The sequence below is a fragment of the Herbaspirillum frisingense GSF30 genome, from assembly GCF_000300975.2.
In the GTDB taxonomy this organism is placed as follows: Bacteria; Pseudomonadota; Gammaproteobacteria; order Burkholderiales; family Burkholderiaceae_D; genus Herbaspirillum; species Herbaspirillum frisingense.
On sequence record NZ_AEEC02000017.1, the window covers coordinates 62,235 to 85,842 of the forward strand.

The 23,608-nt window shown below is 64.1% G+C and carries 18 protein-coding genes; 8 read left to right on the top strand and 10 right to left on the bottom strand.

Annotation, left to right across the window (positions count from 1 at the left end; translation table 11 throughout):
- Positions 1 to 88: 88 nt before the first annotated feature.
- Entirely contained in the window at positions 89 to 3,631 is a 3,543-nt protein-coding gene (locus tag HFRIS_RS13290; RefSeq protein WP_039875685.1) for an indolepyruvate ferredoxin oxidoreductase family protein, read from the bottom strand.
- A gap of 614 nt (positions 3,632 to 4,245) precedes the next feature.
- On the opposite strand from HFRIS_RS13290, the gene HFRIS_RS13295 reads away from it, so the two are divergent.
- Both HFRIS_RS13295 and HFRIS_RS13300 read left to right on the top strand, forming a co-directional pair.
- Positions 4,246 to 5,166: a GGDEF domain-containing protein gene (locus tag HFRIS_RS13295; RefSeq protein WP_006463890.1), complete on the top strand. Its 921-nt coding sequence runs from the start codon at positions 4,246 to 4,248 to the stop codon at positions 5,164 to 5,166.
- 69 nt (positions 5,167 to 5,235) lie between these two features.
- Positions 5,236 to 6,126 carry a PhzF family phenazine biosynthesis protein gene (locus tag HFRIS_RS13300; protein ID WP_006463891.1) on the top strand — a complete coding sequence of 297 codons (891 nt, stop codon included), beginning with the start codon at positions 5,236 to 5,238 and terminating at the stop codon, positions 6,124 to 6,126.
- Between the two features lie 44 nt (positions 6,127 to 6,170).
- On the opposite strand, the gene HFRIS_RS13305 is transcribed toward HFRIS_RS13300, so the two are convergent.
- Positions 6,171 to 7,094 carry a LysR family transcriptional regulator gene (locus HFRIS_RS13305; RefSeq protein WP_006463892.1) on the bottom strand — a complete coding sequence of 308 codons (924 nt, stop codon included), beginning with the start codon at positions 7,092 to 7,094 and terminating at the stop codon, positions 6,171 to 6,173.
- Between the two features lie 132 nt (positions 7,095 to 7,226).
- Here HFRIS_RS13305 and HFRIS_RS13310 point away from each other — a divergent pair, with 132 nt between their 5' ends.
- From HFRIS_RS13310 to HFRIS_RS25560, 6 genes are all read left to right on the top strand, one after another.
- Positions 7,227 to 8,009, top strand: coding sequence for an SDR family NAD(P)-dependent oxidoreductase (locus HFRIS_RS13310; protein WP_006463893.1), 783 nt, complete (start codon positions 7,227 to 7,229; stop codon positions 8,007 to 8,009).
- Positions 8,010 to 8,405: 396 nt separating this feature from the next.
- Complete coding sequence (locus HFRIS_RS13315) at positions 8,406 to 9,185, top strand: substrate-binding periplasmic protein (protein WP_006463894.1); 780 nt, start codon at positions 8,406 to 8,408, stop codon at positions 9,183 to 9,185.
- On the top strand, positions 9,182 to 12,283 hold the full coding sequence (locus HFRIS_RS13320) for a bifunctional diguanylate cyclase/phosphodiesterase (RefSeq protein WP_006463895.1): 3,102 nt from the start codon (positions 9,182 to 9,184) through the stop codon (positions 12,281 to 12,283). The genes HFRIS_RS13315 and HFRIS_RS13320 overlap by 4 nt, the downstream gene beginning before the upstream one ends.
- Before the next feature lie 9 nt (positions 12,284 to 12,292).
- Positions 12,293 to 13,000 (top strand): glutathione S-transferase N-terminal domain-containing protein, encoded by a 708-nt coding sequence (locus HFRIS_RS13325; RefSeq protein WP_006463896.1) that lies wholly within the window; start codon positions 12,293 to 12,295, stop codon positions 12,998 to 13,000.
- 132 nt (positions 13,001 to 13,132) lie between these two features.
- Complete coding sequence (locus HFRIS_RS13330) at positions 13,133 to 14,245, top strand: CE1 family esterase (RefSeq protein ID WP_209443013.1); 1,113 nt, start codon at positions 13,133 to 13,135, stop codon at positions 14,243 to 14,245.
- A 63-nt stretch (positions 14,246 to 14,308) separates the two neighbouring features.
- Positions 14,309 to 14,464 (top strand): hypothetical protein, encoded by a 156-nt coding sequence (locus HFRIS_RS25560; protein WP_166757930.1) that lies wholly within the window; start codon positions 14,309 to 14,311, stop codon positions 14,462 to 14,464.
- Positions 14,465 to 14,560: 96 nt separating this feature from the next.
- Here HFRIS_RS25560 and HFRIS_RS24815 read toward each other — a convergent pair whose 3' ends face one another.
- The 8 genes from HFRIS_RS24815 to HFRIS_RS13365 form a co-directional block, all read right to left on the bottom strand.
- Positions 14,561 to 14,992, bottom strand: a complete 432-nt coding sequence (locus HFRIS_RS24815; protein WP_420865068.1) for a YXWGXW repeat-containing protein — start codon at positions 14,990 to 14,992, stop codon at positions 14,561 to 14,563.
- Between the two features lie 146 nt (positions 14,993 to 15,138).
- The gene (gene alaC / locus HFRIS_RS13335) at positions 15,139 to 16,416 is read right to left on the bottom strand and encodes an alanine transaminase (RefSeq protein WP_006463899.1); all 1,278 of its coding nucleotides are present in this window, start codon (positions 16,414 to 16,416) and stop codon (positions 15,139 to 15,141) included.
- A 307-nt stretch (positions 16,417 to 16,723) separates the two neighbouring features.
- The gene (locus HFRIS_RS13340; protein ID WP_006463900.1) at positions 16,724 to 17,995 is read right to left on the bottom strand and encodes a phenylacetate--CoA ligase family protein; all 1,272 of its coding nucleotides are present in this window, start codon (positions 17,993 to 17,995) and stop codon (positions 16,724 to 16,726) included.
- A gap of 12 nt (positions 17,996 to 18,007) precedes the next feature.
- A complete protein-coding gene (locus tag HFRIS_RS13345) occupies positions 18,008 to 18,871 on the bottom strand; it encodes an ABC transporter ATP-binding protein (protein ID WP_006463901.1) in 864 nt (287 codons plus the stop codon).
- 67 nt (positions 18,872 to 18,938) lie between these two features.
- Positions 18,939 to 20,270, bottom strand: a complete 1,332-nt coding sequence (locus HFRIS_RS13350) for an ABC transporter substrate-binding protein (RefSeq protein WP_006463902.1) — start codon at positions 20,268 to 20,270, stop codon at positions 18,939 to 18,941.
- A 99-nt stretch (positions 20,271 to 20,369) separates the two neighbouring features.
- Positions 20,370 to 21,446, bottom strand: a complete 1,077-nt coding sequence (locus HFRIS_RS13355; protein WP_006463903.1) for a branched-chain amino acid ABC transporter permease — start codon at positions 21,444 to 21,446, stop codon at positions 20,370 to 20,372.
- Positions 21,447 to 21,679: 233 nt separating this feature from the next.
- Positions 21,680 to 22,594, bottom strand: a complete 915-nt coding sequence (locus HFRIS_RS13360; RefSeq protein ID WP_006463904.1) for a branched-chain amino acid ABC transporter permease — start codon at positions 22,592 to 22,594, stop codon at positions 21,680 to 21,682.
- Positions 22,595 to 22,669: 75 nt separating this feature from the next.
- Complete coding sequence (locus HFRIS_RS13365; protein ID WP_039875658.1) at positions 22,670 to 23,551, bottom strand: ABC transporter ATP-binding protein; 882 nt, start codon at positions 23,549 to 23,551, stop codon at positions 22,670 to 22,672.
- Between the last annotated feature and the right edge of the window lie 57 nt (positions 23,552 to 23,608).

A 23,608-nucleotide genomic window follows, 5' to 3' on the forward strand; every position in this document is an offset into this window, starting at 1 on the left:
AGGGCATGCCGCCAGTGGCAGTTAGCTTAATGGAAATCGTGCCGGGCAGTTGTCACCGGCGCGACAGTGCCGCCCCCGGCTGCGACGCTCAGGCCGCCGCCTCCAGCGCGGCCTTGCCACCGTTGGCAAAGGCGGCCAGCAGGCTGGCCTGCCGCACCCGCATGGCTTCCACCGCCTTGAGCTTGACATGACCGAAGCCACGCACCTGCTCCGGCAGCTGCGCCAGCTCGATGGCCAGTGCCAGATTATCGGCCGTCAGCTTCGGCAACAGGCCCATCACCAGCGCACGATACTCGGCGATCAGGGCGCGCTCCATCCGGCGTTCCTCGGTGCGGCCGAACACATCCAGCATGCCTCCGCGCAGGCCCTTCATGCGCGCCAGCAACTTGAAGGCCTGCATCATCCAGCCGCCGTAGCGGGCCTTCTGCAGATGCCCCTGCCCGTCCTTGCGGGCCAGGATGGGCGGCGCCAGGTTGAAACTGAGCGTGAAGTCGCCCTCGAACTGCTGCGCCAGTTCCTTCTGGAACTGGCCGTCGGTATAGAGCCGCGCCACCTCGTACTCGTCCTTGTAGGCCATCAGCCGGGACAGATTGCGGGCCACTGCCATGCTCAGTCTTTCGCTGCCCAGCGGCGCCTCGGCCGCACGCACGGCTTCCACCACCTCGGCATACTGGCCGGCGTAGCGGGCGTCCTGGTAGTCGGTGAGCAGGGCCACGCGACGCTTGATCAACTGGTCCAGCGACTGCGGCATCTGCAGCACCACCGGCTGCGCCGGCACGGCAATGCGCTCCACCTTCAGCAAGTCGACTGCGGCCCGGCGGCCCCAGCGGAAGGCAGTCTGGTTGGCCTGCACGGCCACGCCATTGAGTTCGATGGCGCGCAGCAGCGAGGCTTCGCTCAGCGGCAGTTCGCCGCGTTGCCAGGCATAGCCCAGCATGAACAGGTTGGTGGCGATGGAGTCGCCCATGAGCGCCGTGGCCAGGCGGGTGGCATCGATGAAATCGGCCTGCTGGCCGACCGACTCGACGATCAGCGCCTTGACCTCCTCGAAGGGGAACTGCCAGTCCGGGTTGCGGGCGAACTGCCCCGGCGGTTGCTGGTGCAGGTTGACCACGGCACGCGTACGGCCCGGGCGCATCTTGGAGATGGCGTCGAAGGCACCGGCCGTCAGCATGTCGCACCCCAGCACCAGATCGGCTTCGCCAGTGGCGATACGCTGGGCGCGGATGGCATCGCGCCGCGCGGCAATACGCACGTGCGAGGTGACCGAGCCGTTCTTTTGCGACATGCCCGTCATGTCCAGCACCGAGGCGCCCTTGCCTTCCAGGTGCGCGGCCATGCCCATCAGGGCGCCGATGGTGATCACGCCGGTACCGCCAATGCCATTGATGAGGATGTTGAACGGCGTCTCGCAGGAAGGCAGGACCGGCTGCGGCAACTCGCCGAAATCGTCGGCCGCGTCCTTCTTCGTTACGCCGGTGCGTGACTTCCTGAGCTTGCCACCGGTGACCGTGACAAAGCTGGGGCAGAAGCCCTTCACGCAGGAGTAATCCTTGTTGCAGGACGACTGGTCGATGGCGCGCTTGCGCCCCAGGTCGGTTTCCAGCGGCAGCAGCGAGGTGCAATTGGATTGCACGCCACAATCACCGCAGCCTTCGCAGACGGCGGAATTGATGAAGAGCCGTTCATTGGGATCGGGGTATTCGCCCTTCTTGCGGCGCCGACGTTTCTCTGCCGCGCAGGTCTGGTCATAGATGATCACGCTCACGCCGGCGATCTCGCGCAGTTCGCGCTGCACGGCATCCATCTCCTTGCGGTCGTGTACGGTCACGGCGGCCGGCAAATTGGAACGGTCGGCATAGCGGCCGATGTCTTCCGACACCAGCGCGATGCGCTGCACGCCCTCGGCCGCCATCTGCTGCGCGATCATCGGCACCGATACCGTACCGTCGACCGGCTGCCCACCGGTCATGGCCACGGCATCGTTATAGAGGATCTTGTAGGTCATGTTGACCCGGGCCGCCACTGCAGCGCGGATGGCCAGGTAACCGGAATGGAAGTAGGTGCCATCACCCAGGTTGGCGAACACGTGCGGCACCTTCGAGAACGGTGCCTGCCCGATCCACGGCGCGCCCTCGCCACCCATGTGCGTGGTCAGCTTGTTGAATTCAGGATAGATGGCCGTGGCCATCACGTGGCAACCGATGCCGGCCAGCGCGAAGCTGCCTTCCGGCACCCGGGTGGAGGTATTGTGCGGACAGCCCGAGCAGTAGTAGGCCGGGCGCGGTGGCGTGTTGACCGCCTTGGACAGCACCGCATCCTTGGCATCAAGGAAGGCCAGGCGCGCCTTGATCAGGTCGCTGGTATGGAAGCGCGCAATGCGCGCCGCGATCACGCGGGCGATCTGCGCCACCGAGAAATCGGCCTTGGAGGTCAGCAGCCATTCACCGCGCGGCGCGACCCACTCGCCCTTCTCGTCGAACTTGCCGATCACCCGTGGACGGACATCGTCGCGCCAGTTGTAGAGCTGTTCCTTCAACTGGTACTCGACCATCTGGCGCTTTTCTTCCACCACCAGGATTTCATCCAGCCCTTGCGCGAACTCGCGCACACCATCCGGCTCCAGCGGCCAGGGCATGGAGACCTTGAACAGGCGCAGGCCGATCTCGGCGGCGAAGGTTTCGTCGATGCCCAGTTCGGACAGCGCTTCCAGCACGTCCAGATAGGACTTGCCGGAGGCGATGATGCCCAGCCGCGCACGGGGGCTGTCGATCATCACGCGGTTGAGTCGGTTGGCGCGGGCGTAGGCCAGGGCGGCGTAGATCTTGTAGTCCTGCATCAGCGCTTCCTGCTTGCGCGCCTGCACGCCCAGCGTGTCGGTCGACAGACGGGCATTGAGGCCGCCCTCGGGCATGACGAAATCGCCCGGCAGCCTGATCTGCACGCGGAAGGGATCGGCATCCACCGAGGCGCTCGATTCGACCGTATCGGCCAGGGCCTTGAAGCCCACCACGCAACCGGAATAGCGCGACATGGCCCAGCCATGCAGGCCCAGGTCCAGGTATTCCTGCACATTGCAGGGATAGAGCATCGGGATCATCGATGCCGAAAAGATGTGGTCGGACTGGTGCGGCAGCGTCGAGGAATAGGCGCCGTGGTCGTCGCCGGCCACCAGCAGCACGCCGCCATGGGCGGAGGTACCGGCGTGGTTCATGTGCTTCAACACATCGCCGCAGCGGTCCACGCCGGGGCCCTTGCCGTACCACATGGCGTAGACGCCGTCATAGTCGGAAGGGCCGATCAGCTTGACCTGTTGCGTGCCCCAGACGGCGGTGGCGGCCATGTCCTCGTTCACGCCCGGCTGGAACTTGACGCGGTGTGCGGCCAGGTGCGGCTGAGCATGCCACAGGGCTTCGTCCAGCCCGCCCAGGGGCGAGCCGCGATAACCGGAAATGAAACCGGCGGTATTGAGCCCGGCGGCGCGGTCGCGGATCTGCTGCAGCAGCGGCAGGCGCACCAGGGCCTGGATGCCGGACAGGTAGATCGCACCGGAGGTGGCGGTGTATTTGTCGTCCAGGCTGACCGGGGCCAGCGGGACATCCTCGGTGGGGGTGGCAACAACGGTGTGCACGCCGTCTGTCGCGGGGTTGCCGGTTTTCCCTTGCGGGACCGGCGAGTGAGCGCTCACTTGGGTCGCAGCCTGTGCGCAGTCGCCGGTGCCTTCTACGGTCGGCACGGTCGCTGCGGCAGGCTCAGCTGCCGAACGGATCTGCATTGCTTGTCTCCAAAATTTTGATTCAGATAGCGTCTGCCATTACTGCACCGGGTACGGTGCATCACTGCCAGACACTTCGACCGTGGTAGCGGTCAACACAACAATCTCCGTCTCGAAAACTGCTGTGACTGAAGTCTATCCGCAGGCCCGCAGGAAGCGGAAATACCGAATGAGGATAGGGGTATAAGGAAAAACGATACCCCTGGGATGGGGGCGCAGGGTGCCTGCCTTCGTACCTGCGCAAACCGGCCAGACACAGACCGGGGTGCAGGCATTTTTTTTGCTGCCGAATGGAAAGATGCGGCAAGACGCGTTATCCTTGCGCGCGAAAGCGCCCACCGGCGCGCACTGGAACGCTTCCTGCTTGCCGCACGGCAAGTGCACAGCGATCAGCGCCCGCGAAAATTTCCCGACCACAAGATTGCATTGGACAGCCACGACTCGCCATGACCCAGCCCACACAAGAACAAATGGAACCCGATAGCACGGTCTACAAGACCTTGCTGGAATCGACCAAGGCGATTCCGTGGAAGATCGACTGGAGCAGCATGCAGTTCACCTACATCGGCCCGCAGATCGAACAGCTGCTGGGCTGGGCGCCGGAGAGCTGGAAGAGCGCCGACGACTGGGCCATGCGCATCCATGCCGAAGACCGCGAGGCGGTGGTCAACTTCTGCATCTCGCAATCCAAGGCCGGCGCCGATCACGAAGCCGATTACCGTGCCCTGACCCGCGATGGCGAACACATCTGGATCCGCGACGTGGTGCACGTGGTGCGCAATGAAGACGGCAGCCCCAATGCGCTGATCGGCTTCATGTTCGACATCACCGAGCGCAAGAAGACCGAGGCCCGCCTGATCGAACTGCAGAAGGAACTGGAGGCGCTGTCCTATCGCGACGGCCTGACCAATGTGGCCAACCGCCGCATGTTCGATTCGGCGCTGGAAGTGGAATGGGCCAATGCGGTGAGCTCACGCGCGCCGCTGTCGCTGATCATGCTCGACATCGATTACTTCAAGCAGTACAACGACCGCTACGGCCACATCCGCGGCGACGAATGCCTGAAGCAGGTGGCGCGTATCCTCAGCGAGACCGCCACCCGCAGTCGCGATTTCTTCGCCCGCTATGGCGGCGAGGAATTCGTGCTGATCCTGCCCGAATGCGACGAAAAGGCCGCCCTGCAGGTGGCCCAGCGCTGCCGCAACCTGATCATCGATGCGGCCATCCCGCATGCCAGCTCGCAGGTCGCCGAGACCGTCACCATTTCCCAAGGCGTAGCCACCATCGTGCCCTCGCCCATGGACCAGCGCATCGAGTTCCTGGAACTGGCCGACCGTCGCCTGTACCGCGCCAAACAGTTGGGCCGTAACTGTATCGCCGTCGACGAGTGAACTGTACCTGTCTCGTGGCAGGGGCCGTCGCTACAATCGGCGGCCTGACCAACCTGCCGCGAGACCTCCATGCCCGCCACCTACGCCTACCGACTGCTTAACGTCTTCGCCGAATCGACCTTCGGCGGCAATCCCCTGTGCGTGTTCGAAGATGCGCGTGGTCTGGATGACGCCACCATGCTGGCGCTGGCACTGCAGTTCAACCTTTCTGAAACCACTTTCATCCTGCCCTCGACGGTGGCCGATGCCCGCGTGCGCATCTTCACCACCGGCTATGAAATGCCCTTCGCCGGCCATCCCACACTGGGAACGGCCCAGGTGGTGCGCGCGCTGCTCGGCAAGGGCGACGCCCTGACACTGGAATTCAAGGCCGGCGTGGTGCCGGTGCGCGCGCAAGGCGATGTCTGGACCTTTACCGCGCCCTGCCCCGGCGGGCCGAAGACGGCACCCTCCCCCCTGTCGCGCGCCGAGGTGGCCGCCCTGCTGGCACTGGACGAAAGCGACCTGGCCGGCGATCCGATCTGGGTCGATACCGGGGCCGACCAGTTCCTGATCCCGCTGGTCTCGCCCGAGGCGGTGCGCCGCGCCCAGCCCGACAGCGCGCAACTGCAACGCTGGCCGGTCAGCAGCCTGGGACGCAAGACCGCCTACGTCTTTGCCTTCGACGCGACACAGCCTGGCCAGGTGCTGGCGCGCTATTTCTTTACCAAGCAAGGGGGCGGCGTGGCCGAAGATCCGGGCACCGGTTCGGCCTGCGCCAACCTGGGTGGCTGGCTCAGCGCCACCGGCCATGCACTGCCAGCGCACTTCGCCATCGACCAGGGCGCGGAAGTGGATCGTCCTTCGCGGCTGTACCTGGACGTTGCCGCCGATGGCGCGATCCAGGTCGGTGGCCGGGTCATCGAGATCGGGCGGGGCACGGTCACCATCGATCCGGTCGGCCAGACCATGCTGGCCTGATCGCACGGGCAAGCCCGCAGCGCTCAGCAGCTCGGCTCAGCGGGTCAGCGGGTCTGGCCACCCTCCTGCGTGAGCGGGAAGATCAGCGCATGCAGCCAGTCCATGAACTCCGCCAATCGCGCCGGCACATGGCGGCGGCTGGCATACATCAGATTCACCGGCATCGGCGCAGGCCGGTATTGCGGCAATACCTCGACCAGCTTGCCGCCATCGAACATCTTGCGCTTGGCCGCGCCCACCAGCGGCAACTGGATCAGGCCCAGCCCGGCCTGACAGGCCGCGTAGTAGGTCTCGGTGCTGTTGACGGTGACGCAGCCGGCCATGGGCAGGGTATGCGTCTGACGGCCGTCGAACCATTCCCAACCGGGTGAACGCCCGCCCAGCACCTGGCGGTAATGCACCAGCTGGTGCTGCGCCAGGTCTTCCAGCGTGCGCGGCACGCCGTGGCGCTTGAGATAGGCGGCGCTGGCGCAATTGATCTGCACCAGATGACCGATGCAGCGCGCCACCAGCGAGGAATCGTCCAGGGTACCAGTGCGCAGCACGCAATCGAAACCCTCGGCCACCAGGTCGACCCGGCGGTCGCTGGCCGACAGCTCGATCTCCAGTTGCGGATGCTGTGCCAGGAAGGACGGCAGCGCCGGCAGCACCACCTCGCGTGCCATGGCGCTGGACATGTCCACCCGCAGCTTGCCGGTCAGCGGCTGGCCGCCGGCACGGAACATCCCCCGCAGCGATTCGAATTCATCCAGCAACTCCTTGCTGCGCCGGTAGAAGGATTCGCCGTCGGGCGTGAGCTGCACGCGCCGCGTGGTGCGCTGGAGCAACCGCGTGCCCAGCATCTGCTCCAGTTGCTGGATGGCCAGCGACACGCTGGCATTGGGCAGGCCCAGCTGGCGCGCCGCACCGCTGAAGCTGGCCAGCTCGGCCACGCGCTGGAAGATCTTGAGGGTGTCCATCTGGTTCATGTCGCGCCCGGATTATTATCAAATATTGAAAAGTCTAATAGTAAATCAGAAATTTATTAGCAAAAACCTTCTCAATATACTGGGCTCCGTGATTCAGCAAATCACCCGACTTTCCCAACCAAGGAGCCCGACATGAGCAACATCAACACTTCCACTACCCCGGCGCGCATCGCCGTCATCACCGGCGGCAGCCGTGGTCTGGGCAAGAATGCCGCCCTGCACCTGGCCCGCGACGGCGTGGGCATCATCCTCACCTACGTCGGCAACCGTGACGCCGCGCAGGCCACGGTGACCGAGATCGAAGCGCTCGGCGGCAAGGCCGTGGCGCTGCAACTGGACCTGGCCGACAGCACCAGCTTCCCGGCCTTTGCCGCATCGGTGAAGAGCGCACTCCAGCAGCACTGGCAGGTCCAGCACTTCAGCTACCTGGTCAACAACGGCGGCATGGGCATGCATGCCAGCATCGAAGAGACCACCGAGGCGGTCTTCGACGAACTCTTCAAGGTCCACCTCAAGGGCGTGTTCTTCCTGACCCAGGCGCTGTTGCCGCTGCTGGCCCAGGGTGGCCGCATCATCAACATCTCCAGTGGCCTGGCACGCTTCTCCCTGCCCGGCTATGCCGCCTATGCCGCCATGAAGGGCGGCGTGGAAGTGATGACGCGCTACATGGCCAAGGAATTCGGTGCGCGTGGCATCGCCGTCAACACCGTCGCGCCGGGTGCCATCGAAACCGACTTCGGCGGCGGCCGGGTGCGTGACAACGCCGAGCTCAACGCCTTCGTAGCCGGCCAGACCGCGCTGGGACGCGTCGGCCTGCCGGACGACATCGGCGCGGCCATTGCCTCGCTGCTGCGCCCGGACAATGGCTGGATCAATGCCCAACGGGTGGAAGTTTCCGGCGGCATGTACATCTGATGCTGGTAGCGACGCCGGCCCGGCGTCGCGCCGTTTTCCCCGGGCCAGCCCCCCCTTCCCAAGAGCCAATTGCAAAGGCTCGCGCATTGTGTTGCGCATTGGAATGTGCTCGGGTAACATCCCCCGACATCTGGTGAGCCGCCAGACCTGCAGCGCCACGGCGTTTTGTCTGCAGGCACAGGTGCTCACACCACGGCCCGTTCCGGCGTGGAAACACAAGAACAGATGGATAGCGTCGCCACAGCGACGATTCAGGGAAGGACGACCTGCAGGCCAAGGCGATAATCCGCCAGATCATGGCTGAGGCGTCCGTGTGGTGGAGTACAAACAGGGGGCGGTATTTTCAGTCACATCTTTGGCAAACGCGCAGTGGCCTGGGCAGGCGCGGCAGCGTTCATGACGGCACTGCTCACCCCCGGTACCGCCAGCCTGGCCGCCAGCCCCACCGGACCGGATTGTTCGCGTCCCTACACCCTGGCCCTGCATGATCACGGCCTGCTCTACTCGGCCGCCACCGATACCGGCATCGACAAGGATTTCGCCGACGAACTGATCCGTCGCAGTGGCTGCAAGGTCAATGTCAGCCTGATGTCGCGCGCGCGCATCTGGCAGCTGATCGAGTCGGGGGCGCTGGACTTCAGCCTCTCCGGCATCACCAACCGCGAACGCGACCAGTACGCCAGCTTCGCCTGGTACTTCAGCAACAAGTATTACCTGCTGGTGCGCAAGGATGCCGGCATCACGCAACTGGCCGACGTGGCCCGCAGCGAAAACTTCCAGCTGGGCGTGATCCGCGGCTTTCGCTACAGCGCCAATGCCAACCGCATGGTCGACCGGCTCACTGCGGCCAATCGCGTCTCGCTTGCCGGTGGCCTGGAGCCACTCTACGAGGCGCTACTGCAGAACCGCATCCAGGGCATGATCATGGAGCCCTTCGACTACCCGGTGGTGGAAGAAAAACGCATCCGCGATGCCACCGCCATCATCAGCTTCGAAGATCCTTCGATCCCGCATGGACTGATCATGTCGAAGAAGGCGCTGACACCGGCCGAACAGGATAAATGGCGTGCCCTGGTCGATGGCATGCTGGCCGATGGCACGGTGCTGCGCATCTTCACGAAATACTTCAACCCGGAACTGGCCGCCGCCATGGTCCAGTTCCAGAGCAAGCCGTGAACTGGCTGCGCCTGCTCCCGCTCCCGCTGTTGATCCTGGTGACGGGACTGGGTGTGACCTGGACCGCCTGGGACCACGAGCGCGAAGCCGCCAGCAAGGAACTGCATACCCAGTTCTCCTCCGTGCTGCGCGAGACGGTCAGCCGCATCGAGCAGCGCATGGCCGCCTACCAACAGATGCTGCACGGCGTGCAGGGCCTGGTGGGTGCTACCGGCAACATCGACCGCAACCAGTTCCGCGATTACGTGGAGGCCCTGAACCTGGACGCCAACTTCTCCGGCATCCAGGTCATCTCGATCGAGGAGTGGGTCCCCGCCGCCGGGCTGGATGCGCATCTGGCGCGCATGGCGCGCCAGGGCGTGACCGATTACAAGATACGCCCGCCCGGCACCCGTGACGGCTATGCCCCCACGGTACTGCGCGAGCCCTACGTGGGCCGCAATCGCTTCCCCTTCGGCAACGACCAGTGGTCTGATCCGGTGCGGCGCACGGCCATGGAAAAGGCCCGCGACTCCGGCATGGCGACCATCTCCGGCAAGCTGGAGCTGGCCCAGGAAGGACCGGCAATACCGGCCTTCATGATGTACCTGCCGCTGTATGAGCGCGGCAAGCCGCAAGGCACCATCGAACAACGTCGCGCCAGTCTGATCGGCTGGGTGCATGCGGTCTTCCGCATGAGCGACGTGATCGCCAGCCTCTATGGCGAAAACACCCGCACCATCGTCTTTTCGCTGTACGACGGCGTGACCCAGGAGCCCGCAGCGCTGATGTACCGCTCCGCGGTCACCGACCAACAGCTGCCGGCCCGCCTGAAGGCCGACGAATACCTGGTCGTGGCCAATCACAACTGGACGCTGTCGATGCACACCACCGACGCCTTCAACGCCCAGTTTGGCCGCAACGCCGAACCCCTGATCGCCGCCACCGGTATCGGCATGAGCATCACCCTGGCGCTGCTGGCCTGGCTGATGATGTCCAGCCGGGTGCGCGCGGTGCGACTGGCGCAGAAGATGACGGTGGAGCTACGCGCCAGCGAAGAACAGTTCCGTGCCATTGCCGACTGCACCGTCAACTGGGAAGTCTGGTGGGGCCTGGACGGCCGCCCGCGCTGGATCAACCATGCCGTGCGCGACTACACCGGCTACAGCGTCGAGGAATGCCTGGCCATGCCGGACTTCATCGGCTGCATCGTGCACCCCGATGACGAACGCCGCATCCGCGCCGAACTGGCACGCTGCATGGACGGCCAGAAGCGCGAGGATGTCGAGTTCCGTTGCGTGCGCAAGGATGGCACGGTGTTCTGGCTGGCCCTGTCATCGGCACCGATCACCGATTCGCAGGGCAACTTCACGGGCTTTCGTACCAGCAGCCGCGACATCACCGATCGCAAGCAGATCGAAGCCGAACTGCGCATCTCGGCAGTGGCCTTCGATTCACGCGAAGGCATGCTCATCACCGATGCCAACAGCAAGATCCTGCGCGTGAACAAGGCCTTCACCGAAATCACCGGCTATACCGCCGAGGAAATCGTCGGCAAGCACCCCAATCTGCTGCGCTCGGACCGCCACGGCCCGGCCTTCTTTCAGGAAATGCGCGAGAGCATCCGGCGCTTCGGCAAATGGCAGGGCGAAATCTGGGACCGCCGCAAGAACGGCGAGGTCTATCCCGAATGGCTGACCATCTCGGCGGTCAAGAACCGGGACAACCAGGTCACCCATTACGTCAGCACCCATCACGACATCAGCGACCGCAAGCTGGCCGAGGAGCGCATCCGCGAACTGGCCTTCTTCGACGCCCTGACCCGCCTGCCCAACCGCACCCTGCTGCTGGATCGCCTGAAGCAGGCCATCGCCCTGTCGCTGCGCACCCGCACCTGCGGCGCGCTGCTGTTCATCGACCTCGACCACTTCAAGACCTTGAACGACACCGTCGGCCATGAAAAGGGCGACACCCTGCTCAAGCAGGTAGCCCAGCGGCTGGTGGCCAACGTGCGCGAAAACGATACCGTGGCCCGGGTCGGCGGCGATGAGTTCGTGGTGGTGCTGGAAGGGCTCAACGAGCTGCAGCAGGAAGCCGCCACCCAGACCCGTGCCATCGGCGAGAAGATCCTGGCCGCGCTGGGCTCGACCTTCCAGCTGGACGACGTCGAATACCGCGCCACCGCCAGCATCGGCGCTACCGTCTTCCTGGGGCGCGCGGCCTCGGTGGACGAACTGATGAAGCAGGCCGACCTGGCCATGTACAAGGCCAAGGAGACCGGCCGCAATGCGTTGCGCTTCTTCGATCCGGCGATGCAGACCGCCGTGCTGGAGCGCGCCACCCTGGAAGCCGGCCTGCGCAAGGCCATCGAGGGCGACCAGTTGCTGCTGCACTACCAGCCGCAGGTGGTCGAAGGTGGACGCGTGACCGGCGCCGAAGTGCTGGTGCGCTGGCAGCATCCACAGCGTGGCATGGTGCCGCCGGGCGACTTCATCCCGCTGGCCGAGGAGACGGGACTGATCCTCTCCCTGGGCAACTGGGTGCTGGAGACCGCCTGCAAGCAACTGGCGATCTGGGCCAAGCGTCCGGCCATGGCCGAGCTCTCCATCGCCGTCAACGTCAGTGCGCCGCAATTGCGCGAACCCGATTTCGTGCAGACCGTGCTCGACGCCATCGAACGCACCGGCGCCAACCCGCGTCGCCTGAAACTGGAACTCACCGAAAGCCTGCTGGTGGACAACGTCGAGGACATCATCCAGAAGATGTTCGCCCTCAAGGCTTATGGCGTGGAGTTTTCGCTGGACGATTTCGGCACCGGCTACTCCTCGCTGTCCTACCTCAAGCGGCTGCCGCTGAATCAGCTTAAAATCGACCAGTCTTTCGTACGCGATGTCCTGATCGATCCCAACGACGCCTCGATTGCCAAGACCATCGTCAACCTGGCCCAGAGCCTGGGCCTGGGCGTCATCGCCGAAGGCGTTGAAACCGACGCCCAGCGCTCCTTCCTGGCCGATGCCGGCTGTCATGCCTATCAGGGGTATTTCTTCTGCCGGCCGGTGACGGTGGAGGCCTTCGAGAAATTCGCCCAGGACCGCGAGTTCCATATTTCCGCTGCCTAGGAGCCCCACATGAGCCATACCTTGTCTGCCTTCCCCATCGACCAGAAATGGCCGGCGCAACATCCCGAACGCATCCAGCTGTACTCGCTGCCCACGCCCAATGGCGTGAAGGTGTCGATCATGCTGGAAGAAACCGGCCTGCCCTACGAAGCCCACCTGGTGAGCTTCGAGACCAATGACCAGATGTCGCCGGCCTTCCTGTCGCTGAACCCGAACAACAAGATTCCGGCCATCATCGATCCCGACGGCCCGGGCGGCAAGCCGCTGCCGCTGTTCGAATCCGGCGCCATCCTGCTGTACCTGGCCGAAAAGAGCGGCAAGTTCCTGCCGCAGGATGCCGCCGCGCGCTACCAGGTGATCCAGTGGGTGATGTTCCAGATGGGTGGGGTCGGTCCGATGTTCGGCCAATTGGGCTTCTTCCATCGCTTCGCCGGCAAGGAATATGAAGACAAGCGGCCGCGCGACCGCTACGTCAACGAATCCAAGCGCCTGCTGGGCGTCATGGACAAGCAGCTGGCGCAGCATCAGTGGCTGGCCGGCGACGAATACTCCATCGCCGACATCGCCACCTTCCCCTGGATTCGCAACCTGATCGGTTTCTACGAAGCGGCCGAGCTGGTCGGCTTCAAGGATTTCCCGAACGTGGCGCGCGCGCTGGAAGCCTTCGTGGCGCGTCCGGCCGTGGTGCGCGGCCTGAATATCCCGGCCCGCGGCTGAGCCGGCGGGCAGGTTGGCTGCCGGCGCAGGGTGTAAATCGCTTTGCGTCGCTACGTCATGGGCATTACCATCACGGAAATGCCCACTATCGTTGACCAATCCTGTTGGTCAACCCTGCCTGCCCATGCTTCCATGACGCTTTGCTTCCCGAAACACCACCGTCCCTCACGCGCACTGCGCCGTGCCGTACTGGCGGCCGTGTGCGGCCTGTCCCTGCTGACGGCCCTGCCCGGCCAGGCGGTTGATCTCTCCCTCAAGACCCTGCGCGTGGGCAATCTGGCCCGCGCCTATTTTTCCGAACGCAACGTCGTCGGCGAAGCGCAACCGCTGATCATCGCCCTGCATGCCAGCGGCTCCAGCGGCTCGCTGATGGCGCGCGCCACCGGCCTGACCGAGATTGCCGAGGCCGCCGGTTACATGATCGTCTACCCAAACGGTACCGGTCTGGCCATCGACGCCCGCACCTGGAATTCGGGCGGCTGCTGCGGCTATGCGCAGATGCACAAGGTCGATGACGTGGCCTTCCTGCGCGCCCTGGTCGGCAAGCTGGTCGCCGATGGTCTGGTCGACCGCCAGCGCGTCTATCTGGTGGGCGTGTCCAATGGCGGCATGATGGCCTATCGCATGGCCGCCGAAGCGCCCGAACTGTTCAAGGCGGTGGCCGTGGTCAGCGCGGTACTGGACGTGCCGTCCGAGACCGTCAAGGCCCCCATGCCGCTGCTGCACATCCACGGCAGCGACGACCCCTTCATTCCCTTCCTGGGTGGCATGGGCAAGCAGGAAGTCTCGCAGGTGCCGCGCCTGTCGGTGGCACGCAGCATCGAAGCCTTCATCAAGGCCGACGGCGCCAATCCGCGCCCGACCGTCAACGACATCCCCGATACCGCCGGCGACGGCACCACCATCCGCCAATACACCTATGCCAGCAAGACCGATCCGCAGGCGGTGGTGCTGTATGAGGTCAAGGGCGGCGGCCATGCCTGGCCGGGCGGCGTGGTGCCCATCATCAATGGCGGCAAGTCCTCGCAGAACCTGGATACCTCGCGCACCGTGATCAGCTTCTTCAATGCCCATGGCGGAGGCCCCAAGAACGACAACGAGGACGAGCAGCTGCCGCCGGGCGCGACACCGCTCAAGCCGGCCGCCAATGCTGCGCCCACTGCACCCATCGCACCCGCCACCCCCAACGCCGTTCGCAAGGCAGCGCCGACGACACCCCCGGCAGCCAGCCCGGCAGCGCGCTGACGTCACCACGACGAGCAAATCGCACTATCATAGCGGCAGCGTTCAACCCTCATCGCCATGACAATGAAAAGACTCCTGACCAGCATCCTGATCGCCATCGTCCTGTACTTCCTGCTGCCCTTCGTCGGCAAGCTCATTCCCCACTATCGGCTGGCCGTGATCTGCATCACGGCAGGCATCGTGTCCTTCGCCATCTCGGCCTTGATGGACAAGACCTGAGGCCGTTGCCTGTTCCATAAAAAATCGGCCGCGACGCCTTCACGTCGCGGCCGATTTTTCTTGGCTTGACCGGTCTCAGCCGTTCCTGCGGCTGGATCAGCACTCACCCTTGCGCGCATGCCCCGGCGGACAGCCCGGTCCGTGGCCAGGTCCTCCACCGGGACCACGATCATCATGCCGGTCATGACGGTCATGATCACGCGGCCCCCGACCCGGTGGCGGGCCGCCGCGCCAGCCGCCACGCTGCAGCTCCCAGCCACGCGGCCCTTGATGCCAGACCGGAGCGGCATAGACATACCCGGGCCGTTCACGCATCCAATGGCCCTGACGCCACACATGGTGATGCCCGTCCCAGTCCCAGAAACCCGGTGCCCACACATAGCCATGACGCGGCGGCGGCAACGGTTCGGCCCGCGGTGGCGGCGGCGCGCCGATGTTGATGTTGACCGACACCTGGGCCTGCGCCACGGGCAGGACCGCAGCGGAGGCCGCAAGCGCGAACAGGGTGGCGAATATTGTTTTTTTAATCATATTAATCATCAAAAAACTGAAGGTTCAGCTAAGACCTCAGCCAGGCGGCGCAGTTCCGGCGCCGCCCTGGCTATAGCCTCGACTGTGGCCTCGACTGTGGCCTCGACTTTAGCCTCGACTTTAGCCTCGACTTCAGACCTGTATCACGCCCCCTTGGCGTTCTTGAACATGGTCTTGATGCCGCGAATGGCCTGGCGGATGCGGGACTCGTTCTCGATCAGGGCGAAGCGCACGTACTCGTCACCATATTCGCCGAAGCCGATACCGGGCGAGACGCAGACCTTGGCCTGCTCCAGCAGGATGCGCGAGAACTCCAGCGAGCCGAACTGGCGATACGGTTCCGGAATGCGCGCCCAGATGTACATCGAGGCCTTGGGTACATCGACCATCCAGCCGGCTTCGTGCAGGCCCTTGACCAGTACGTTGCGGCGCTTTTCATAGTTGGCGCGGATTTCCTCCACGCAAGCCTGGTCGCCCTCCAGCGCGGCAATGGCCGCCACCTGTACCGGCGTGAAGCTGCCGTAGTCGTGATAGCTCTTGATGCGCGCCAGGGCCGCCACCAGGCGGGCATTGCCGACCATGAAGCCGATCCGCCAGCCGGCCATGTTGTAGCTCTTGGAGAGGGTGAAGAACTCCACCGCGACCTCGCGCGCACCTGGCACCTGCATGATGGACGGCGCTTTCCAGCCATCGAAGGTGATGTCGGCATAGGCCAGGTCATGCACCACCAGGATCTGGTGTTCCCGTGCCAGCTTGACCACCCGTTCGAAGAATTCCAGCTCCACGCACTGCGCGGTCGGGTTGGAGGGGAAGCCCAGGATCATCATCTTCGGCTTGGGGTAGCTCTCGCGCACCGCGCGTTCCAGCTCGTCGAAGAAGTCCACGCCGGGGCTCATGCGCACGGAGCGGATATTGGCGCCGGCAATGACCGCACCGTAGATGTGGATGGGATAGCTGGGATTGGGTACCAGCACGGTATCGCCCTTGTCCAGCGTGGCCAGCATCAGGTGCGCCAGGCCTTCCTTGGAACCGATGGTGACGATGGCCTCGCTGTCGGGATCGAAGTCCACCTCGTAGCGGCTGCGATACCAATGCGCGATGGCGCGGCGCAGGCGCGGGATGCCCTTGGAGGACGAATAGCCATGCGTGTCGGGGCGCTGCGCCACCTCCACCAGCTTCTCGACGATGTGCGGTGGCGTCGGACCATCGGGGTTGCCCATGGACATGTCGATGATGTCCTCGCCACGCCGGCGCGCCGCCATCTTCAGTTCGGCGGTGATGTTGAAGACGTAGGGCGGCAGGCGCTCGATGCGCGGGAAGCTGACCGGGAAGGCGTCGGCGGGTGCAGCAGAAACGGAGGAAGAGGAAGAAGAAGCGTCAGGCGAGCGCGAGGGATCGCGCGAATCGGCGGATTGCGTCATGGAAGACTTTCACGTAAGCGCCCGGAACCGTCCGAGCGACGTTGGAACACATGTTCCGCGAATGATTCTATGCGCGAACCTTCATATGCACAAGCCGGGATGTGACTGACCGCAAGACATTTTGTGCATTCCTCCCTCACCATCGGTTCGGACTGAGCGGACTGAGTAGCGGCGCAGCCGCGTATCGAAGGGGGCGTGACGGCAGCACCTCATGAGAGCCTTCGATACGGCCCTGACGGGCCTACTCAGGACGAACGGTCAGCCGCGGCGCGGGCTGGTCCGATGACGAAGCCCGCCAGCAATGCATTCATTCGTACTTGCGCGCATCCTCGATCACCTTGCCATCGTTGGGCAGGCTGCCCGGCGCCACCAGCAGGACCTCGCCGCGCAGCTTGGTCACATCACGCAGGCTACCGGCCAGCGCCGTGACATCGACCGCAGGATCAGCCGGATCACCCACTTCGCAATGCAGGGTCATGACGTCATTGGCCATCTCGCCGGACACCACCAGCCGTGCCCGCAGCACGTCGCCATGGCGGCGCAGCACATCGGCCACCTGCGAGGGATGGACGAACATGCCGCGGACCTTGGTGGTCTGGTCGGCGCGACCCATCCAGCCCTTGATGCGGGTATTGGTGCGCCCGCAGGGAGAGATGCCCTGTACCACCGCCGACAGGTCACCGGTACCGAAGCGGATCATCGGATAGTCGGGATTGAAGGAGGTCACCACCACCTCGCCCACCTCGCCCTCGGCCACCGGATCACCGGTGCCGGGCCGCACGATTTCCAGGATCAGCGATTCGTCCAGCACCATGCCGGGATGTACGGCGCCGTCGCTCATGGTCTCGTAGGCGATATTGCCGATATCGGCCGAGGCATACAGCTGCAGCACCTGCGGTACGCCGTGTTCATGGAACCAGTGGCGCAGCGACGGCGGCAACGCTTCGGCGCTGACCAGGGCACGCTGCACGCTGGAGATGTCGGCGCCCATTTCCTGCGCCTTCTCGATGATGATCTTGAGAAAGGACGGCGTGCCGACATAGGCATCCGGCTTCAGGGCCGTCATCGCATTGACCTGCAGCTCGGTCTGGCCGATGCCGGCCGGAATGACCGCGCAACCCAGGCGGGCCGCCGCACCTTCCACCATGAAGGCCGCCGGCGTGAAATGGTAGGCAAAGCAGTTCTGCAGGATGTGGCCGGCCTGCAGGCCGAGCGCCTTCATCGGGCTGGCAAAGCGCCACCAGTCGGCCGCGTGGCCTTCGGGATCGTAGATCGGCCCGGGCGAGACGAACAGCCGCCGCAATTGGCGTGCCGGCGTGGTGTTGAGCCCGCCGAAGGGGCTTTCGCGGGTCTGCAGTTCTTTCAGGTCCGACTTGCGCGTGACCGGCAATTGCGCCAGGTCCGCGCGCGAACGGATGGCCGCAGCGTCGATGCCCGCCAGGATGCGCGCCCAGCCCGGTGCGGCCTGCGCGCGCGCCAGCAGGGATGGCAAGGCCTGCATCAGCTGCGCTTCGCGCTGGGCCGGATCGCGTCGTTCCAGCGCATCCAGCTGCTGCATGAATTCGATGGGATCGGACATGAGGCCCTCCCCTTACGCCAGCCAGCGCTTGCGGCGGCGGTAGAACTTCATGTCACGGAAGTTCTTGCGCCCGGCGCCGGACACGCCCAGGTAGAACTCCTTGACATCCTCGTTATCGGCCAGCTCGCGGGCTGCGCCTTCCATCACCACCCGGCCGTTTTCCAGGATGTAGCCGAAGTCGGCATAGCGCAGGGCCACCATGGTGTTCTGTTCGGCCAGCAGGAAGGAGACCTTTTCCTTGCTGTTCAGGTCCTTGACGATCTCGAAGATCTCTTCCACGATCTGCGGCGCCAGCCCCATGGAGGGCTCGTCCAGCAGGATCATCGAAGGCTTGGCCATCATGGCGCGGCCGATCGCCGTCATCTGCTGTTCGCCACCGGAGGTATAGCCGGACTGCGACTTGCGCCGCACCTTCAGGCGGGGGAAATAATCGTAGATCTTTTCCAGTTCATGCTTCACCTCGGCATGGCTGATGCCACGGGTATAGGCCCCGGTGAGCAGGTTCTCTTCCACGGTGAGGTGACCGAAGCAATGGCGCCCTTCCATCACCTGGATCACGCCGCGCTTGACCAGGTCATTGGGCGTCATGCGGTCCACCCGCTCGCCCCGGAACTCGATGCTGCCCTTGGTGACGTCGCCCCGCTCGGCATGCAGCAGGTTGGAGATGGCCTTGAGGGTGGTGCTCTTGCCGGCACCGTTGGCACCCAGCAGGGCCACGATCTTGCCTTCGGGCACATCCAGCGAGACGCCCTTCAGGACCAGGATCACATGGTCATAGATCACTTCGATATTGTTGATGGCCAATGCCTTGGCCACCGCCGGGGCGGCTGCGCTGTGGACGGTGCTGGCACTGGTCGGAATCGGTGTGGCATTCATGGTCTGTCGCATTTCCAAAAAAGCACCGGCGGCGGTGGGAGACGAGCAAGGCCGCCGGCGCAAGCGCCTACTTCATGCAGGCAGGAGTGATGCCTTTTTCTTTTGCGTATTTCGCAGCGGAAGCCTTGAACAGCGGGTGGATCAGGTTCTTGTTACCCTCGATCCAGTCCGACACCAGCACCCACTTGCTGCCGTCCCATTGCTGGATCTTCACCTTGCCCGATCCTTCGTGGTTTTCGCAGGAGGTCTTGATCTCCGGCAGCAGACCGGTGGCACCCAGGGCCTTCAGGCGGGCATCGGTGATGTTGAGGTTCTCAAAGCCCCAGCGCACCTGCTCGCCGCTCATGACCTTGCCTTTGCCGAACTTGTCCTGGGCGGTGCGCACCGCTTCCACGGTGGCAATCGCGGCCGACACGCCACGGTTGTAGAGGATGGAGCCGATCTTGTTCTTGTCCTGCATGTTGCCCTTGCCCGCGCCATAGACCACCTTGTCGATATCGGCGATCACCGGGACATCCTTGCCGGCCACGTTCCAGGTCGCCGACAGATAGCCCTTGGCGGCTTCGCCCGCCGGAATGGTGTCTTCTTCCGATCCGGCCCACCAGGAACCGACGATCTTGTCACGTGGATAACCGACCTTCTGCGCCGCCTTCAGCGCGGTCTGGTTCATCACGCCCCAGCCCCAGAAGATGACGTAGTCCGGGTTTTCCTGGCGGATGCGCAGCCACTGCGCGCCCTGTTCGTTGCCGGGGTGGGCCACCGGGATTTCCACCAGCTTGAATTTGCCGATGGAGGACTCGGCCTGCAGCGCCACGATGGGCTCCTTGCCATAGGCCGAATCGTGGTACAGGAAGACGATCTTCTTGCCGGCCAGCGAGCCATTGTTCTTGCCGGCCAGGTACTTGACGATGGCCGAGACCTGCATCTGGTAGGTCGTCACCAGCGGGAAGGCATACGGAAACACCGAGCCGTCCACCGCATCGGTGCGGCCATAGCCGATCATCACCAGCGGCACCTTGTCTTCGGCGGTCTTGTCGATGAGGGCGTAGGAGATGCCGGTGGCCATGGGATTGATGGCCGTGCCGTGGGTGACCGTGTTCTTGTTCTTCATGCGCTCGTAGCACTCCACGCCTTTGGCGTTGTTGTACTCGGTCTCGCACTCTTCCCAGGACAGCTTGACGCCGTTGACGCCGCCTTCCTTGAGGTTGACGTAGTTCAGGTAATCGACATAGCCGCCGTAGTAGGACTGGCCATTGGTCCCGTAGGGGCCGACGCGGTAGCTGGGGATGGCAATGAACTGGTCATTGGTCTGGGCCAGCGCCGGGGCCGCCGCCGACAGCAGGCTGGCGGCACAGGCGGTCGCCACTACCAGCTGCCTGAGATGCTTCATGGTCTTCATGGTCTCGTCTCCTTTATGTTGTCGTTGCCGACTTTTATCGGGCGCCGGTGATCCGGCCCCCGCCTACCTTGATGCAGTGTTGCGTCACTCGACGAACCCTCAGTGCGGGAACGGCCACAGACGCAGTTTTTCCTTGGCGATCTGCCACAGCCGCGCCAGCCCGTGCGGCTCGGCGATGAGGAAGAAGATGATCAGTGCGCCGAACACCATCATCTGGATGTGCGATACGGTGGCATTGGTGAACGGCAGGTGCAGCAGCGCGGCCAGCGGCGGCAGCGCGTTGTCCAGGAAGATCGGCAGCAGCAGGATGAAGGCCGAACCGAGGAAGGAGCCGAGGATGCTGCCCACGCCGCCGATGATGATCATGAACAGGATGCGGAAGGACAGGTCCAGCGAGAAGCCGTCCGGTTCCACCGAACCCAGGTAGCAGAAGGCATACAGTGCCCCGGCCACGCCGCAGTAGAAGGAACTGACGGCGAAGGCGGTCAGCTTGGTGCGCATCAGGGGAATGCCGATCACCTCGGCGGCCACATCCATGTCGCGCACCGCCATCCAGGCGCGCCCGGTGGAGGAACGCACCAGGTTCTTGGCCACCAGCGCCAGCACGCTCACCACGGCCAGCACGAACAGGTACTTGCGCACGGGGGTGTCGATGGCGATGCCGAAGAAATCGATCTTGGGGGTGCTGATCACGCCCGAGGAACTGTTGTTGGAGAACCAGGGGAACTTGGTCAGCGCCCACACCACGAAGAACTGCGCCGCCAGCGTGGCCACGGCCAGGTAGAAGCCCTTGATGCGCAGCGAAGGCAACCCGAAGAGCACGCCCACTAGCGCCGCGCACCCGCCCGAGAGCAGCAGCGTGGCGACGATGGGGATGCCCTCCACCCGCAACTGGAAGTTGTAGGCCGCGTAGGCCCCCACCGCCATGAAGGCGGCCGACCCCAGCGACAGCTGGCCGGCATAGCCGGTCAGCACATTCAATCCCAGTGCGGCCAGCGCGAAGACCAGGAACGGCACCAGGATGGCCGAGAACCAGTATTCGCTGCCCAGCAGCGGCACGGCCACGAAGGCGAACACCATGAACAGCGTGAAGATGATGCGATCCTGGCGGATCGGGAAGATCTGGCTGTCGGCGATGTAGCTTGTCTTGAATTGTCCTGCTTCACGGTACAGCATCATGTTCTCCTTGTTCCTGCTCTTGCTCAATCCACCTGGCACCGTTCGTCCTGAGTAGCGGCGCAGCCGCGTATCGAAGGCGCGCCGTCAGCAAGCGCAGGAGCGCCCCTTCGACAGGCTCAGGACAGGCTTCGATACGGCCCTGATGGGCCTACTCAGTCCGAACGGTGGCCTGAGGTGCAAGCCGTCTCATTCAATCGATCCATATTGAAACAGTTGGAATCAGCACTTTGTCATACACGGTCAATATGCCGCTCGCCAAACAGGCCTTCCGGCCGCACCAGCAAAAACAGCAGCGCGAACACATACGGGAACCAGCCTTCGATGCCGCCGAAGTTGCCGCCGAAGGCATCCTGCATCACCGGCGGAATATAGATTTCGGCCAGCTTCTCGGAGGCGCCGATGATGAGCCCGCCCACGATCGCCCCGGGGATCGAGGTGAAGCCACCCAGGATCAGCACCGGCAAGGCCTTCAGCGCCGTCATGGTCAGCGCGAACTGCACGCCGTTGCGCGAGCCCCAGAGCAGGCCGGCGATCAGCGCCACGAAACCGGCCACGCCCCACACCACCGCCCAGATATGCTGCAGCGGGATACCCAGCGACAGCGCGGCCTGGTGGTCATCAGCCACGGCCCGCAGCGCCCGGCCCACCTTGGTCTTCTGGAAGAACAGCGCCAGCGCCGCCACCAGCGCCACCACCATGCCCGAGGCAAAGAGATCGAACTTGGAGAGGCCGATGCCGACACTGTCCATCACCGACTGGATCGGTTCGTCGACGATGCCCAGGTCGATGGGGCGCACTTCACTGCCGAACAGCAAGGGCCCCAGGCCTTCGAGGAAGAAGGTCAGGCCGATGGTGGCCATGAAGAGCGTGATCGGCGGCTGGTTGACCAGCTTGCGCAGCACGAAACGTTCGGTGGCCAGGCCCACCAGGATCATCACCACGAAGGCGCCGATGATGGCGGCCCACATCGGCATGCCCTTCTCCATCAGGCCCACCACCGCCAGCGCGGCGAAATAGACCATCGCCCCCTGCGCGAAATTGAACACCCCGGAGGCCTTGTAGATCAGCACGAAGCCCAGGGCCACCAGTGAATACATCAACCCGGAGAGCAGTCCGCTCAGGGTGACTTCGAGGAAGAATTGCATATCGTCTCCTTGCTACCGCCTTCGATATTGTTTTTATTATTTATATTATTTATTGACTGCACGCCGATCCCGGACTCAGTGCGAGGTCCCCAGGTAGGCCTTGATCACTTCGGGATTGCTCATCACCTCGTCAGGCGTGCCGTCGCCGATCTTCTTGCCGTAGTCCAGCACCACCACCCGGTCGGAGATATCCATGACCACGCCCATGTCGTGTTCGATGAGCACGATGGTGGTGCCGAACTGGTCATTCACATCCAGCACGAAACGGCACATGTCCTGCTTTTCTTCCACGTTCATGCCGGCCATGGGTTCGTCCAGCAGCAGCATGTGCGGTTCGGCCGCCAGCGCCCGCGCCAGCTCCACGCGCTTTTGCAGGCCATAGGGCAGGCGTCCCACCGGGGTCTTGCGGATGTGCTGGATTTCCAGGAAATCGATCACCTCCTCCACCTTGTGGCGATGTTCGATTTCCTCGTTGCGGGCCGCGCCCCACCACAGGGCGTTGGAGAACAGGCCCGAGCGCATCTTGGTGTTGCGCCCGGTCATGATGTTGTCCAGCACCGTCATGCCCTTGAAGAGCGCGATGTTCTGGAAGGTGCGGGCAATGCCCTGGCGCGCGATGGCGCTGGGATGCATGCCCAGGCGCGGCTGGCCGCGATAGAGGATCTGGCCTTTCTGTGGATGGTAGACGCCGTTGATGACGTTGATCATCGAGCTCTTGCCGGCGCCGTTGGGGCCGATGATGGCGCGGATTTCATGTTCGCGCACATCGAAGGAAATGTCGGTCAGCGCCTTCACGCCACCGAAGGACAGCGAGATGTTCTGCAGGTCCAGGATGACCTCGCCGATGCGGCGCCCGTTGGCGGCCACGGCCGCTGCTTCTTCATCGGGGCTGGTCACGGGCGGCAGGCCCGAGGGCAGGATTTCGGAAGACAGGTGTCGTTTCATGGTCGTATTCATTCAGCGGTGGTCTGGTCGGGCTACGCTGCTGGCCGGGCCGTTTGCGGGCGCCCGGGA

Excerpts from the sequence above, each read along its gene's own strand:
- HFRIS_RS13315 (WP_006463894.1), top strand. The coding sequence starts at position 8,406 with ATGACGGCACTGCTCACCCCCGGTACCGCCAGCCTGGCCGCCAGCCCC.
- HFRIS_RS13325 (WP_006463896.1), top strand. The coding sequence starts at position 12,293 with ATGAGCCATACCTTGTCTGCCTTCCCCATCGACCAGAAATGGCCGGCG.
- HFRIS_RS13330 (WP_209443013.1), top strand. The coding sequence starts at position 13,133 with ATGACGCTTTGCTTCCCGAAACACCACCGTCCCTCACGCGCACTGCGC.
- HFRIS_RS13310 (WP_006463893.1), top strand. The coding sequence starts at position 7,227 with ATGAGCAACATCAACACTTCCACTACCCCGGCGCGCATCGCCGTCATC.
- HFRIS_RS25560 (WP_166757930.1), top strand. The coding sequence starts at position 14,309 with ATGAAAAGACTCCTGACCAGCATCCTGATCGCCATCGTCCTGTACTTC.
- HFRIS_RS13350 (WP_006463902.1), bottom strand. The coding sequence starts at position 20,270 with ATGAAGACCATGAAGCATCTCAGGCAGCTGGTAGTGGCGACCGCCTGT.
- HFRIS_RS13365 (WP_039875658.1), bottom strand. The coding sequence starts at position 23,551 with ATGAATACGACCATGAAACGACACCTGTCTTCCGAAATCCTGCCCTCG.
- HFRIS_RS13360 (WP_006463904.1), bottom strand. The coding sequence starts at position 22,594 with ATGCAATTCTTCCTCGAAGTCACCCTGAGCGGACTGCTCTCCGGGTTG.
- HFRIS_RS13295 (WP_006463890.1), top strand. The coding sequence starts at position 4,246 with ATGGAACCCGATAGCACGGTCTACAAGACCTTGCTGGAATCGACCAAG.
- HFRIS_RS13300 (WP_006463891.1), top strand. The coding sequence starts at position 5,236 with ATGCCCGCCACCTACGCCTACCGACTGCTTAACGTCTTCGCCGAATCG.
- HFRIS_RS13305 (WP_006463892.1), bottom strand. The coding sequence starts at position 7,094 with ATGAACCAGATGGACACCCTCAAGATCTTCCAGCGCGTGGCCGAGCTG.
- alaC (WP_006463899.1), bottom strand. The coding sequence starts at position 16,416 with ATGACGCAATCCGCCGATTCGCGCGATCCCTCGCGCTCGCCTGACGCT.
- HFRIS_RS13340 (WP_006463900.1), bottom strand. The coding sequence starts at position 17,995 with ATGTCCGATCCCATCGAATTCATGCAGCAGCTGGATGCGCTGGAACGA.
- HFRIS_RS13345 (WP_006463901.1), bottom strand. The coding sequence starts at position 18,871 with ATGAATGCCACACCGATTCCGACCAGTGCCAGCACCGTCCACAGCGCA.
- HFRIS_RS13355 (WP_006463903.1), bottom strand. The coding sequence starts at position 21,446 with ATGCTGTACCGTGAAGCAGGACAATTCAAGACAAGCTACATCGCCGAC.